This window comes from Paenibacillus andongensis (assembly GCF_025369935.1).
Taxonomy (GTDB): Bacteria; Bacillota; Bacilli; order Paenibacillales; family NBRC-103111; genus Paenibacillus_E; species Paenibacillus_E andongensis.
Genome location: NZ_CP104467.1, coordinates 6,090,960 through 6,104,211, shown reverse-complemented (window position 1 = coordinate 6,104,211; position 13,252 = coordinate 6,090,960). Strand labels below are relative to the sequence as shown.

The 13,252-nt window shown below is 44.3% G+C and carries 13 protein-coding genes; 6 read left to right on the top strand and 7 right to left on the bottom strand.

Going from position 1 to position 13,252, the window contains the following annotated elements; genetic code table 11:
- Positions 1-13: 13 nt before the first annotated feature.
- Positions 14-1,411 carry a spore germination protein gene (locus NYR53_RS27305; RefSeq protein ID WP_261302241.1) on the bottom strand — a complete coding sequence of 466 codons (1,398 nt, stop codon included), beginning with the start codon at positions 1,409-1,411 and terminating at the stop codon, positions 14-16.
- 573 nt (positions 1,412-1,984) lie between these two features.
- Here NYR53_RS27305 and NYR53_RS27300 point away from each other — a divergent pair.
- The 4 genes from NYR53_RS27300 (at position 1,985) to NYR53_RS27285 (ending at position 4,176) form a co-directional block, all read left to right on the top strand.
- The gene (locus tag NYR53_RS27300; RefSeq protein ID WP_261302240.1) at positions 1,985-2,908 is read left to right on the top strand and encodes an NAD(P)/FAD-dependent oxidoreductase; all 924 of its coding nucleotides are present in this window, start codon (positions 1,985-1,987) and stop codon (positions 2,906-2,908) included.
- Between the two features lie 29 nt (positions 2,909-2,937).
- Positions 2,938-3,177 carry a glutaredoxin family protein gene (locus NYR53_RS27295; protein ID WP_029196850.1) on the top strand — a complete coding sequence of 80 codons (240 nt, stop codon included), beginning with the start codon at positions 2,938-2,940 and terminating at the stop codon, positions 3,175-3,177.
- Between the two features lie 35 nt (positions 3,178-3,212).
- Complete coding sequence (locus NYR53_RS27290) at positions 3,213-3,779, top strand: peroxiredoxin (RefSeq protein WP_261302239.1); 567 nt, start codon at positions 3,213-3,215, stop codon at positions 3,777-3,779.
- Positions 3,780-3,900: 121 nt separating this feature from the next.
- Positions 3,901-4,176, top strand: a complete 276-nt coding sequence (locus NYR53_RS27285; protein WP_261302238.1) for a hypothetical protein — start codon at positions 3,901-3,903, stop codon at positions 4,174-4,176.
- Positions 4,177-4,250: 74 nt separating this feature from the next.
- Here NYR53_RS27285 and NYR53_RS27280 read toward each other — a convergent pair whose 3' ends face one another.
- From NYR53_RS27280 to NYR53_RS27260, 5 genes are all read right to left on the bottom strand, one after another.
- Complete coding sequence (locus NYR53_RS27280) at positions 4,251-4,490, bottom strand: AbrB/MazE/SpoVT family DNA-binding domain-containing protein (protein WP_261302237.1); 240 nt, start codon at positions 4,488-4,490, stop codon at positions 4,251-4,253.
- Positions 4,491-4,888: 398 nt separating this feature from the next.
- The gene (locus NYR53_RS27275; protein WP_261302236.1) at positions 4,889-5,191 is read right to left on the bottom strand and encodes a hypothetical protein; all 303 of its coding nucleotides are present in this window, start codon (positions 5,189-5,191) and stop codon (positions 4,889-4,891) included.
- Between the two features lie 127 nt (positions 5,192-5,318).
- Entirely contained in the window at positions 5,319-6,182 is an 864-nt protein-coding gene (locus NYR53_RS27270; protein ID WP_261302235.1) for a transglutaminase family protein, read from the bottom strand.
- On the bottom strand, positions 6,179-7,138 hold the full coding sequence (locus tag NYR53_RS27265; RefSeq protein WP_261302234.1) for an alpha-E domain-containing protein: 960 nt from the start codon (positions 7,136-7,138) through the stop codon (positions 6,179-6,181). Before NYR53_RS27265 ends, NYR53_RS27270 begins: the two co-directional genes overlap by 4 nt.
- Before the next feature lie 31 nt (positions 7,139-7,169).
- On the bottom strand, positions 7,170-8,627 hold the full coding sequence (locus NYR53_RS27260) for a circularly permuted type 2 ATP-grasp protein (protein WP_261302233.1): 1,458 nt from the start codon (positions 8,625-8,627) through the stop codon (positions 7,170-7,172).
- Between the two features lie 359 nt (positions 8,628-8,986).
- Between NYR53_RS27260 and NYR53_RS27255 the strand changes: the two genes are divergently transcribed.
- Together NYR53_RS27255 and NYR53_RS27250 are read left to right on the top strand one after the other, a co-directional pair.
- Positions 8,987-11,194, top strand: coding sequence for a methyl-accepting chemotaxis protein (locus NYR53_RS27255; protein ID WP_261302232.1), 2,208 nt, complete (start codon positions 8,987-8,989; stop codon positions 11,192-11,194).
- A gap of 131 nt (positions 11,195-11,325) precedes the next feature.
- On the top strand, positions 11,326-11,856 hold the full coding sequence (locus NYR53_RS27250; RefSeq protein WP_261302231.1) for a hemerythrin domain-containing protein: 531 nt from the start codon (positions 11,326-11,328) through the stop codon (positions 11,854-11,856).
- Between the two features lie 457 nt (positions 11,857-12,313).
- Here the strand turns inward: NYR53_RS27250 and trhO are convergent, their stop codons facing one another.
- Complete coding sequence (gene trhO, locus NYR53_RS27245) at positions 12,314-13,219, bottom strand: oxygen-dependent tRNA uridine(34) hydroxylase TrhO (RefSeq protein WP_261302230.1); 906 nt, start codon at positions 13,217-13,219, stop codon at positions 12,314-12,316.
- Positions 13,220-13,252 lie beyond the last annotated feature (33 nt).

The window sequence follows — 13,252 nt, the reverse complement described above, 5'->3', positions numbered from 1 at the left end:
TTCTTCATTTTCCTCATTGTCTTCGTTGCTCCGATGCGTATCGTTTATTCATTCGTATAAGCGTATCTTTCCAGAATTCTCGTCCAATAGGCGCTACCTGTTTTAAATAAGGGACGCCGAATGACTTCAGCGACACAAGATGAATCATGACGAACATGATCCCGATGGCGACACCATACAGACCTAGGAATCCACCTAACATCAGAAGTGGAAACCGTAGAATTCGAAACGGCAATGCCAAACTATAACTCGGAAAAGCAAACGAGGCAATTCCGGTACCGGCAACGATCATCACGATAGGAGCAGAGATAAATCCAGCTTGGACAGCCGCTTCCCCAATAACCAGCGCCCCTACAATACTTACTGCTGAACCGATTGCTTTAGGCAACCGAAGACCAGCTTCCCGCAATCCTTCGAACATCAGTTCCATCAACAATGTTTCGATTACGGTTGGAAACGGAATACCTTCTCTCGATACTGAAATACTGAGCATCAACGCAAGCGGAATCATCTGTGGATGGAACGTCGTAAGCGCAACATATACGGAAGGAAGTAAGCAAGACATAATTGCCAGCAGGAAACGTATAAGTCTGACTGCCGAGACATATAAAAAGCGTTCATAATGGTCTTCCGCTGCTTGAAAACCTGCCCAAAATGTCATAGGCAACAATAAAGCGTTCGGAGAGCCGTCGACGATAATGGCTACTCTGCCTGCCAATAGACTCGCAGATACGGTGTCCGGACGTTCCGTATTTTGGATTTGCGGGAATAGAGAAAAGGTCTTGTCCTCAATAAATTCTTCTATATATCCCGAGTCCAGCAATTGATTCGTTTGAAAAGTATGAAGTCTTCTTCGGACTTCTTGAAGCAACTCTGGTTTGACCTGCTCTTCGATATACGCAACGACAAACTCCGTATTGGTCAGTTCTCCTGCTTGATGCTTTTCGAACTTTAGTTTGGGATGACTTATTTTTCTTCGAATCATGCTTAAGTTTGTTTTTAAGTCTTCGGTAAATCCTTCACGCGGACCGCGAATAGATGCCTCATTGGATGGTTCATTAATCGCGCGTTGTTTGAAATCGGTCAGATCTGCTAAATACGCAAAAGGCTTACCGTCTAAAAAAATGGCCGTACTGCCTTTCAATACTTTTGCTACAATTTCCGATAAGTGATAAACACTTTTATACTGTGTCAGTCGATCAAAATCGCGACTAATCATACATGCCGATATAATCTGTTCCAGTTTATCCGAGTCTGTCATCTCTGCAATATAAACGAGTAAAATATCTGAGTGATCCGTAAATTTTAACGGTCTAAATACGATATCTTCACAATGGTGAAATATATGTTGTAACGCTTCGTAATTGATCGTAACATTTTCATTCACATCCACTGGAATGCTTTGCTCCATGGCACTCCCCCCTTCCCGAAATCTGTTTTCTTATTTTGTGTGGTTTTATGTCATTTTATTCCAAGAAATAAAAAGAAGCCTGCTCGCAATTTCGTAGCAGTGCTTCATTAGTCCGTCTAATTTTTTGGGGGTAGTATCTACAAGTTAAAAATGAATATTTATTGATAAATTTAAGGTAGTCTATCGGATTATTAATCACATTATGATAGGATATCTTAACGTAAAGATTATTGGTAATCAATATTTTAACTACTTTTTTATAAACTAAATAACTTTTTTCACAGACAACTGCTAGGTTTTAAAGGGACTTTCTTGTCGCCAGTATGTTTTATAGGGATATTCTTGTCATAAAAAAACGACAAGAATATCCCACAAACAGAAAGAAACCTTGATTTATCAAGGTTCTTAGTAGGCATTTTCATGTCGTTAGACTTCTTTTAGACTTCTTCTTTCCTTATTTATAATAATTATCAAAAAGGATTGACTTTTGTTTTTATTTATTTATAATAATTATTATCTGATATGGATTCTCATTGGACAAACAGTCAATATGAGTTGAAGGAGTGCACAGCGATGTATGATGTCATAATTATTGGAGCTGGACCGGCGGGAGCTTCAGCTGCTATCTATACAGCAAGAGGAAATCTGAAGACACTAGTGATTGACAAGGCACCGAATACAGGAGCATTGGCCATCACTCACAAAATTGCGAATTACCCGGGTGTCATTGGGGAGTTATCAGGTAAGGATTTACTCGATACGATGAGGGAGCAAGCCAAGGGTTTTGGGGCGGAGTTCATCCAAACAACGATTACAGCTGTAGATGTGGAAGGCGATACGAAATATGTATTTACGGCTGACGGAATCTATGAGGGCAAATCGATTGTTATCGCGACGGGTTCCAAAGGACGCAACCGTATGCTGCCAGGGGAGGAAAACTTGTTAGGGCGCGGCGTTAGTACATGTGCAACGTGTGATGGAGCCTTTTTCGATGGAAAAACGGTCGCTGTCATTGGTGATTCAGAGGAAGCCTTGGAAGAAGCGCAAGCGTTAAGCAAATTTACGGATAAAATATACTTCATAGTTCCACGGCCTGAACTGCAGGGCGTTCACAACGTTCCAGAATTGCCGCGTACTGACTTTCTCTACAAAGCCAAACCGCTTGAAGTGCTTGGAGACAAGCATGTAGAGGGGCTTAGGATACGCACGAGTTCTGGTGCAGAGGAAATAATCCAAGTGGATGGTGTGTTTGTCTTCCTATCCGGCAGTAAACCAGGCACAGATTTCCTACAAGATCAGGTTCCGTTGGACGCGGAAGGTTTTATGATTCTGGATAGCTCGATGCAATCACCAGTTGCAGGTGTATTCGGGGCTGGAGAAGTTAGACGCACACCGGTGAAGCAAGCGGTTGTCGCAGCTGCTGATGGAGCCATCGCGGCCATGGCGGTTGATAAATTTATTAATAAACGGGCTCAGCTGATCCCGCAATACAAATAATCCTATACCCCACAAGGAGATGAATTCCGATGTCGAATGTCATTGTTTATTCAAGTACAAATTGCCCTTATTGCCAACAGTTGAAAAAGTATTTAACGGAACAAAATGTCTCCTACGAAGAAAGAAACATTGATCTGAATGATCAATTCGGGCAAGAGCTTCACGATTTAGGCTTGATGTCTTTGCCTGTGACGGTCATTGGTGAACACAAAATTTTGGGCCTTAACGTTACCAAACTCAAAAAAGCTTTGGCTGAAATCGCAAGCTAATATCATACAAATAAAGAGATAGAGGAGAGCTAACCATGACACAATTAACCGTACAACCCTCACATACTTTTGCTAAAATAGGGCTTCCAGCACCTTCATTTTCCTTGCTATCGACGAAGAATATGGAAACCTTAGAAGAAAAAATAACGCTTGAAGATTATAGAGGAAAATGGCTTGTTTTCTTCTTCTGGCCCTTCGACTTTACGTTCGTGTGTCCAACCGAAATTACAGCTTTCAGCGACCATTACGAGCAGTTCCTTGAACTGGATTGTGAAATTGTTGGCGCATCGGTCGACAGTGTGTTTACACACAGAGCTTGGACTCAAACGCCGCGCGACCAAAACGGCATCGGTCCAGTGAAGTTCCCGCTCGTCAGTGATTTCTCCAAAGAAACAGCACGCGCATATGGCGTGTTAGACGATGAAAGCGGCGCTGCGCATCGCGGATTGTTCATTATCGATCCGGAAGGCGTGCTGCGTTACCAAGTGGTCACGGATATGAATGTTGGTCGCTCTGTAGATGAGACACTTCGTGTGCTTCAAGCGCTTCAGGCTGGCGGACTTTGTCCGGCGAATTGGAAGCCAGGCGATAAAACACTTTAAGTCACAATTGTAAAACAGGCCTCAATCGACTCTCACTCGATTGGGGCTTTTGTATGTATTCAAAGTTTGTTTTGAAGTATAATAGAAGAACTATATAGGTGAAGACAGAGAGGTTAGATGCATGATGCAGTCCATATCGGACAAACTGTTTATGGGTTCTTTGATTTTACTCATGATTTCCATTGTGGTTAGCGGAATTGGATTTCAGTTCGTAAATTGGCGCACACAAGTAAACGATGAGTTAGATGGGGAGACGCAAGGAAGCGGCTCTCGAAAGAAAGCCGTACTGGATCGGCAGGATAAGAGCTTGGGACGTGTGCTTCGTTCCTATTTATTTTGGATCGCGATAGCAGGCATTCTCATATCCATCGGACTTTCTTGGTTTAGCTCTAAATAAACATATAAGGCGTATAGCCCTCAGGATGAGTGTTATACGCCCTTTTTGTATCCTATTTTAACCGAAATGAGGATTTAAACAACAATTTCTTCTACGCAGGAGTTGCAGACCAGCTTGCCTTTGAAATAGGTCATATTCTCGAAATTACCGCAGAATACACAGGCCGGCATATACTTCTTAAGTGTAATGCGCTCCGGATCGACATAAACCTCGATCGCGTCGCCGATATCGATATGAAGTGTTCGTCGCAGCTCAATCGGCAAAACAATCCGGCCCAACTCGTCTACTTTTCTCACTATTCCCGTCGATTTCATATGAAAGCCTCCCTATTTATTTCCTTAGACTTCGATCAAGTATGTTGTTTAATCAATTCCACATATAAACTTGAATTCCTTTTATTTACTTCAAACATTTTAGTGAAATATCTGTAAAATGTGTGAAGGTGGACGACAAATAGAGGGCTTTCACGTGTTTCAATGAACATGTGGAAGCCCTCTATGGTTGGAGCGAAACTACGGTTGTGGTAAGCCTGCAATTGTACATGCTTTTTTCTTTGAATCACGCCTAATCCTAAATTCCTGCAATCGTGCAGGCTTTTGTCGTTTTTTTAATCTTAGGATGGAAAAGCAAAAAAATTCCTGCATAATCGCAGGCTTTTCCTCAATTCAAACGATTTTAGCGAAAATACCTGCACTTTCGCAGTAGGTTTTATCTAGTCCCGTTGTTGATCTTTGGAGGTTTGCTCTTTAAGCGCTGCATTTTTAATAACCAGTTGTTTGGATAATTCAACTTGTAAAAGGTTGATTTTATTAATCTCATCCTTCAATTTACTAAGTCTAGACATCTTGCTGCTTAAATCGCTGGGTGAAGTGCTTAATTTTATATCCCTTTGTAATTGATTTATTTTTGAAAGGGCTTTTTCCTTTTTTTTCTGTTCGTCGATACTTCTTTGTTGAGTTTCAGTAATTTCTTTTTTTAATCGATTTATGATAGATAAAGTGAAACTTATAGCCATTCAAGCACCTCTTAGCAATGTAGTGTAGCTTCGACACCATTCTACACTAATTACTGATCCATGCCAAAAAGGGAAAAAAAGAGGGGAGTGAAGCGGGGCAGCAACGCTGAGTCGTACGTGGTATGAATTACTCAATCAGCTTTACATCAACGATGACTTCCAAATCTTGCTGACCGGCGCCGCGATAGACACCTTTGACCGGAACGATATCGTTGTAGTCGCGGCCATGTCCGAGCTTAATATAGCGCCAATTGACCTCGCAGTTGTTCGTAGGGTCGTAGCCGAACCAACCTGTTCCCGGGATCAGGCACTCTACCCATGCGTGGGAGGCTTGGGTGAATTCGGTGCTGCCTCCTTGCAGATCGCCAACAAAGTGATAACCGCTAACATACCTAGCAGGAATCCCTTTATCTCGGCAAATGGCAATCATAAAATGGGAGTAGTCCTGGCAAACACCGCGCTTAAATTGAAGCATTTCTCCAACGGTGGTCTGTACGGAAGTGGCTGAGGGATCATAGGTGAAATCACGATGAATCGTTGTGTAGATCGTACGCAGTAATTCGTATAAACGGATATTTTGATCAGAAATGGCATCGGAGTATGCCTTGAGTTCAGGGGTTAAACCCGTATAACTGGTTGGCAGCAAGTACTCCGCATGCTCATTTTGGAAGTCATCGCTAAGTCTCATCCCTTTCTCCTCGAAAGGAGAAGCGACGCTTGACGGAATGTTATCGTTGTCGTTCGTGACGACAGTGGACACCATTTTAATCGTTAGCTCGCGATGAAGTTTATTGACGGTAAAAGCATGTACACGATTATGAAAAAAATCCGAATACGTAAAGAAAGCTGAAGCAGGCTCCGTGGTGATTGCGTGATGATAGCAGGCTTGACGATTATCAGTGAGAGGCGTTAAACGAACTTCATTGACACTGTCCTGCGCTGTATGGGTGTAGGAATAGCGTGTGATATGAGTAATCTCCAGCTTTTTCATGCGATGACCTCTTCCCGGGAGGGAAAAAAGACTTTTGACATCCTTAACCCCATCACGTTACAGGATTCCCGAAGTGCACTTAACGTCATTTCCAATTTGCCGGATAAAATATCCTCTTCGTCCATGCAAGCAAGATTAGCCTTTACTTTTCCCGCTAGCTTAGCAAGTCTTTGTACAGCGAGGTTTAAATCGGGGTCTTCCAATTGAATGCCCTGCAAGGAACGCTCCAAGGATTGGAAAGAGAAGTTAACCGAGCGTGGAAATGATTCGTGAAGCATCAGAAATTTAATAATGCTGCTTAGATTTACGGTGTCTGCATGTTCCCTGCGATACGACTCATAACCGCTAACCGATTTCAATACGGACAGCATAAGCGGGTAAGAAGAGAGCTCTTCCCTAGCGTAATCATGACATAACGATTGGAGTAAGCGCAGCAAGTTCTCAGCGCGCTCCAAATATCTGCCGGCTTCCACGAAGTGCCATTCATTTTGACGCGGCATGACGGATGTGGCTGCTCCTTGAAACATCGACAAGGTGTCGCGAATGAAACGATAGAACAAATGAGGCGAATCGTTAGTGATATCTCGTACTTCTTTTTCTTTTAGCCAGAGATACAAGCCATTCATGATATCCCACAGCTCTGCAGGCATTTTCTCGCGAATATTACGAAGGTTAGAGCGAGCATGGTTGGTGCATGCTAGCAAAGAATTCGAATTATTTTTATCGAGTGTAATGTACTGGAGGACATGCTGTTCGGTGAAGCTCCCGTACTGCTCCGTAAATGCGGCACGATCGCCAATTGTATCGATTAATCGGCTCCACGATTGGTCGCTACTAGTCTCTTTCTCCTCGCGAATATGATAATACACGTCGATTAGCCTCGCGTGATTCTCCGTTCTCTCCGTATACCTGCCAATCCAGAATAAAGCTTCCGCTGTACGTCCCATCATTACCATGTTCGCCGGCCTCCAATCTATATTTGTTTCCCTATGAATGAGTGACCCACGTGTCCTTGCATCCCCCACCCTGCGAGGAGTTCACTACAAGTGAACCTTCCTTCAATGCTACCCGGGTGAGTCCGCCAGGTATAACCTGAATGCTCTCGCCGGCGATGACGAAGGCCCGAAGATCGATATGCCGTGCAGCCATTTGACCGTCCATCATGACAGGAGCTCTGGAAAGCTGAATCGTTGGTTGAGCGATATAGCGCTCGGGATTCGCAATAATTTTAAGCCGAAAATCTGCCAACTCACTCTCAGAGGCCGAAGGCCCAATGAGCATACCGTAACCGCCGGAGAGCGAGGTCTCTTTGACGACCATTTCATCTAGATGCTGCAGCACGTGATCACGTTCTTCCGGTCTAGAAAGGATATAAGTAGGCACATTATTCAGAATAGGTTCTTCGTTCAAATAGTAACGAATCATGTCTGGAACATAGGCATAAATGGCTTTGTCGTCGGCCACTCCGGTTCCAGGGGCATTCACGATGTTAATATTACCCGCACGATAAGCATTCATGATTCCAGCTACACCTAACATCGAGTTCGGATCAAAAGCAAGTGGATCCAAGAAATCGTCGTCGATTCTTCGATATAAGACATCGATTTGGCAGAGTCCCTTGATCCCGCGAATATAGACCTTATGATCAATGACGACGAGATCGTGCCCTTCAACAAGCTGGATGCCCATTTGCTGGGCAAGGAACGTATGTTCGAAGTAAGCTGAATTGTAGCAGCCTGGGGTCAATAAGCCAATGACAGGATCAGATTTTCCCGAAGGGCTAAGCCTGCGCAATGCGGATAGAAACACATTTAAGCTATGTTCAATATCTTGGATCGAATGGCTAAAAACGAGCTCAGGGAATAAGTGCGTCATGATGGAACGGCTTTTATACAAATAAGAGAAGCCTGAAGGTGATCGCAAATTATCCTCTAGGACGAAATATTCGCCATGCTCATCGCGAATTAAATCGATACCTGATACAGTTACGTACACATCATTCGGAACGGATAGACGCATCATTTCAGGTCGGAAATAGCAATTGGAAAGAACCATTTTCCTAGGAATAATACCGTCCTTTAAGATGCACTGGTCATGATAAATATCCTTGAGAAATAGATTAAGCGCCTTAACACGCTGCTGAAGCCCTCGTTCTAGCTTGAGCCATTCATCCCGTGGAATGATTCGTGGGATCGGATCGAAAGGGATGGTTCGTTCCAATGCTTCCGCTTGATCAGGGCTGTAGAGTGTAAACGTAATTCCTTCTTCCATCATGCGTTTCATGGTGGCCGTCTGGCGCTTACTCAAATTCCCCGCCTTCATAGACATGAACTGAAGGAAAACATTTTGATAATGTGATCTTACCGAATAGGAGTTCACAAACATCTCATCAAAAAAAGGACGGGGATCATAGGGGGTGGTGACCAGATTCTCAGGTTTGGACATCGCAGCTCCTGGTTTCTAAGCTATGCTTTCGGAAGCTACGTTAGGATAAGGGCCCGAAGCAGAAACCAGGCCTCCTTTCTGATCTAAGTTCTTTTTGTGTTAGAAAATATGACGCAACCTAATGGAAAACGTTGCTTTTTTATTACATTGTAAATTTATCAGAAAATTATGTCAATATAGCTTACGTATAAATTAACTGACAAGAAATGCGCAAATAGATCAAATGGTTGAAAGTTTCGAGAATTTTCTGTTTTTATCTTGCTTTACGTCGGAATCAGCTATAAAATGTCGAATAAGTAAATGTTACATAAAGTCACAATAGAGTCATATGCTAAATTGTGAATATAGGAGGTTGGGGTATGTTTGATTGGCTGGGATTTCGAAAAGGTCTGCCTTTGTGGTGGTCGTATCGTTTGAATCGTCATCTCAAAGAAGATGTGGAACATATCTTCGAAGGGATTGCGCATACGAGAATTGAAATTTTACGAAGCTGGGTAGAGGCATATTGGTCCAATTTGGATCGACTGCTTGAGCAAATATCTGATTCTGAGCATGGATCTACAGGCTTGACACAGGATGACTCGATGGTTCAACGGCTGTTGGCGGCAGCATTAAAGAGCGGTGCTGATTTTTCCGAGATTTTCATATTGAATGAAAAGGCAACAGTGATTCACTCTACGTCCCCTACTCATGTTGGGAAGTCTTATGATTCAGGAAGTGATCTTACAAAAGGGCTAGAGGAAGCGCGTAAAGGCAAGAAATGCTTATTTGGACCTTATTCCGATCCCCTGACATTAAAGTTTGGTCCAAGCACTTCTCCGTTTCACGATGCTATGACACTTGCTTTTATTACTCCTATCATGGTTAACGGCATATGGAAAGGGGCTATTTGCGGACGTGTCCCGAACGATGTGCTCGGCGATCTAATTCAGCGTGAGTCAGGACATGTGTATCCGGACTCCGGAGATAATTATTTATTTATGGCGAAGCCTGTGTTAAATAAACAAATTGTCCCAGGCACAGCGTTATCTCGCAGCCGTTTTGAGGATCTTACCTTTACGCATGGTGACAATTTAAAAGATGGCGTACGCACCGATTACGGCATTGTCGGTGTAAAGGAGCATACAGAGCTTGAGCTTATTTTCACGGATCCAGCAACGGGACAGCTTCATCCGGGGATCGCGGGAACAATTGCAAAGGGGCACAACCTATTCGTGGAGTTTCCAGGTTATTCGGATTATCGGCATATTTCTGTCATTGGCAAAGGTGTTACCTTCCAGCTTCCGCACTGCCCAGATGTTTGGGGGATGATGTGTGAAGGCGATCTTGAGGAGGTATACCGTATTCGCAGTATCGACTGGAAATTGCTCAAGCTGCAGCTGCGGTTCATTGTAGGTTATATATTACTCTCGGCAGGGGGCTTTTGGCTGCTTAATGGACATGTTTCCAGTACATGGGGATCCGTAATTATGGCAGCTGTAAGTCTTGTATATGGAGGAATAGGCGCAAGCATGATAAGGCGAAAAGGCAGCAGGCCGATCGTAAGGCAGCTCGCGCAAATGAATAAGTTCATCCGCATTAACGCAGAGGGCAGCGGAGATTTGACACAGCGCCTGCAAGTGCAGGAGTTCGCTGGCGATGAGACGCGGGAATTGGCGAAGTGGATTAATAATATGATTGATTCCCTTGAGGGGATTATGCTTCAGGTAAAACAAGCAGCGGCTGAAGTTCAGCGGAGCCAGGAACGAATGAACGATTCAACGGGTTCAACGGAACAATCGACCGGACGCATGAGCACCAAGATTCATGATATGATTCGTTCTTTGCGTGGTCAGCTCAAGGACATCGATGTTGCTAAGGATGTAACGCAGAATATGAGCGGCACTCTGCGTGAATTGGAAGAGAAGGCTTCGGGTCAAATCGCTGTGGCGCAGGATGAAGTGGACCGTATTGGCGAAAAGATGAATCATATTTCGGCGAAAGTCGCTGAAACGAATCGTACCATTCAGACTTTTTTGCAAACGACGCAAGAAATTCCGAAGCTGCTTAAGGTCATCGAAGAGATTTCCGCTCAAACCAATCTGCTTTCCCTGAATGCTTCCATTGAAGCCGCGAGGGTAGGTGAACACGGGAAGGGCTTCGCAGTCGTGGCCGGAGAGATTCGCAAGCTGGCTGATCTGACTAAGAAGTCTACGACGGAAATCAACGACACGATTGAACAGATTGAGCGCCATGCGAATGAAGCCTTCATCTCAATGGAAGAAGGCACCAAGGTTGTTCTCGAGGGGACGCAAATTGTAGCGGCGGCTTCTGAGATTCTAAGCAGCGCGAATGCGCACGACACCATGAAGACACAGGTGGTGGATGAAGTGGTTGCGCTGATGGAGAAAGTGGCGGCGGTAAGCATGGAGAATCGCCAAATCTCGGCGGAGGTTGAGCGCACCGTGCAAGAGCTTCTGCAGGATATGCTTCACGTGCGCCAAACGACGGGGGATGTAGGCGCTATTACGGAGTCATTGCTTCTGCTTGTCAATCAGTTTCATTTAACGGAGAGCCGCATTCGATAATGGTTTGATTCTAAGACATTTCCTGCGCATGTTAGCTAACCCATCCCGCATACAATGATAATGCGGAATGGGTTAGCTTTGTCTTGCTTGCGAAGAAAGTTTTCTAAAGAAAACTTAAAGGAGGATGTCTAATGAATGACCGTTTGAGCATTCGAACGAATAGGGAGTACATGATGGATCCCGGCTATTTTCCAATGCTCGTAGAGCGTCTGAAGGAGGAGCATTTGCAGATGCGCGAGCAGCTCTCCGGGATCCGAACGATGGCTGCTTCCTTGTACTCCCTTGAGGATTGCTCAATAGGAATGTGCAAGCTGATTGAACTCCAAGATCTGATTCTCTCCCTTGTTGAAGAGCTGGAACAGCATTCGGAATGGGAAGAAAAAGAATTATTTCCTCTCCTACAATCTTATTTACATCCAACAACAGCGATGTCTGTCTCTCGTTCCATGACTGTTTTAGAGCAGGACCATGACTTGGCGAAGAGAGTGGTGCAGGCGTTCGTAGATGGCGTGAATGCGATGAAAGTGCCGATAGATGAGGAGTTTTTGCATTTGATGGCATCGGAATTAATGACAGCTTGCTTAATACTGCTCAAACATTTTACCCTAGAAGAGGAGCTGGTGTACCCGCTCACCGATCGCATCGTGGAACAATTAGCTTAAGTACATAAAAAAGGGTCTTCTAAAGTCATTTGACTTGTAGAGGACCCTTTTTTGAGTTGAGTTTACTGCGGTTATTTGTTCGTGCGCTTATTCAGTGCGGGCGCGCAGGATGGTCTGCTGAGAGGAACGACGTTCTGCAAATGTGGGGAAAATGTAACACAACTTGAAATTAGCGGAACGTCAGTTCGCTATTTGATGAAATTTGTGCGTTTTCGGAACAAAACAACGATATAGCGAATCCTCGTTCCTCCTGTAATGAAATTCGGGGTTTTTCGGCAAAATAGCGTACTCACGTTCCTCAAAAGTATCACCTTGCCACCTTGGCAGGTCGCCGAAAGATTAGGTTACCACGCAGAACAGAAGAGGGATGAGTAAGTTGAGGGGGATGTGCTATTGAAACGCTTTGCAACAAAGAATAACCTAAGGCAGCGCCTTAGGTTATTTGTAAGTGTAACGCTTAAGCCTCAAGCGTGCTCATCGTTTTCTCTTCGCATTCTTTCGAGCAGAAGCTATTATGCTTCTCTTCACAGGCTTCACAGCAAATATGCTTCAAGTGGCAAGCATCGTTCGCGCAGTTGATGTAGCGATCTTCTGCCGTTCCACAGTGGTAGCATTTGCCTACGACGATATCTTCGTCCGTACGATTGATGGGGACTGAGATCCGCTCGTCGAAGACGTAGCATTTGCCATCGAATAAGCGACCTTGAACATCTTCGTCTTTCCCGTAGCTTACAATACCGCCATCCAGCTGATAAACCTCTTTGAAGCCTTCCTGTAAAAGGAAACCTGACAGCTTCTCACAGCGGATACCGCCGGTGCAATAGGTGAGAATCGGTTTGTCCTTGTATTCCTGGAGATTATTGCGAATCCATTCCGGGAATTCCTTCGTAGTCTCAACTTCTGGACGAATGGCGCCTCGGAAATGTCCGATATCGTACTCGTAATGGTTGCGTCCATCCAGGACAATGACATCTTCATGCTGGAGCTTCTCGTAGAATTCCTTTGGCTTCAGATGTGTGCCGGTGAGTTCGTTCGGATTCACGTCTTCTTCAAGCCGGAAGGTGACGAGTTCCTTTTTAGGACGAACAAATAGCTTTTTGAAAGCATGCTGTTCACTTTCATCTATCTTGTAGATCATGTCTTTGAACAGTGGCATTTGACGCATCATCGCCATGTAAGCATCGGTTTGTTCGACCGTTCCAGAAAGCGTTCCATTAATACCTTCGGGAGCGATAAGGATACGGCCTTTAATTCCGAGCTTTTTGCAATAAGCCAAATGTTCCCGAGCCAAAGCTTCGTGATCTATGACGGTAACGAATTTATAATACAACAAAATGCGATATGGAGCGCCTTCTACTGTCATGATTAACTTAACCACCTATACGTATATATTGCA

What these genes read in the sequence shown, in the direction of transcription:
- NYR53_RS27250 (WP_261302231.1), top strand. Translation starts at nt 11,326, where the DNA reads ATGAATGACCGTTTGAGCATTCGAACGAATAGGGAGTACATGATGGAT.
- NYR53_RS27300 (WP_261302240.1), top strand. Translation starts at nt 1,985, where the DNA reads ATGTATGATGTCATAATTATTGGAGCTGGACCGGCGGGAGCTTCAGCT.
- NYR53_RS27290 (WP_261302239.1), top strand. Translation starts at nt 3,213, where the DNA reads ATGACACAATTAACCGTACAACCCTCACATACTTTTGCTAAAATAGGG.
- NYR53_RS27275 (WP_261302236.1), bottom strand. Translation starts at nt 5,191, where the DNA reads ATGGCTATAAGTTTCACTTTATCTATCATAAATCGATTAAAAAAAGAA.
- NYR53_RS27285 (WP_261302238.1), top strand. Translation starts at nt 3,901, where the DNA reads ATGATGCAGTCCATATCGGACAAACTGTTTATGGGTTCTTTGATTTTA.
- NYR53_RS27255 (WP_261302232.1), top strand. Translation starts at nt 8,987, where the DNA reads ATGTTTGATTGGCTGGGATTTCGAAAAGGTCTGCCTTTGTGGTGGTCG.
- NYR53_RS27280 (WP_261302237.1), bottom strand. Translation starts at nt 4,490, where the DNA reads ATGAAATCGACGGGAATAGTGAGAAAAGTAGACGAGTTGGGCCGGATT.
- NYR53_RS27305 (WP_261302241.1), bottom strand. Translation starts at nt 1,411, where the DNA reads ATGGAGCAAAGCATTCCAGTGGATGTGAATGAAAATGTTACGATCAAT.
- NYR53_RS27295 (WP_029196850.1), top strand. Translation starts at nt 2,938, where the DNA reads ATGTCGAATGTCATTGTTTATTCAAGTACAAATTGCCCTTATTGCCAA.
- NYR53_RS27260 (WP_261302233.1), bottom strand. Translation starts at nt 8,627, where the DNA reads ATGTCCAAACCTGAGAATCTGGTCACCACCCCCTATGATCCCCGTCCT.
- NYR53_RS27270 (WP_261302235.1), bottom strand. Translation starts at nt 6,182, where the DNA reads ATGAAAAAGCTGGAGATTACTCATATCACACGCTATTCCTACACCCAT.
- trhO (WP_261302230.1), bottom strand. Translation starts at nt 13,219, where the DNA reads ATGACAGTAGAAGGCGCTCCATATCGCATTTTGTTGTATTATAAATTC.
- NYR53_RS27265 (WP_261302234.1), bottom strand. Translation starts at nt 7,138, where the DNA reads ATGGTAATGATGGGACGTACAGCGGAAGCTTTATTCTGGATTGGCAGG.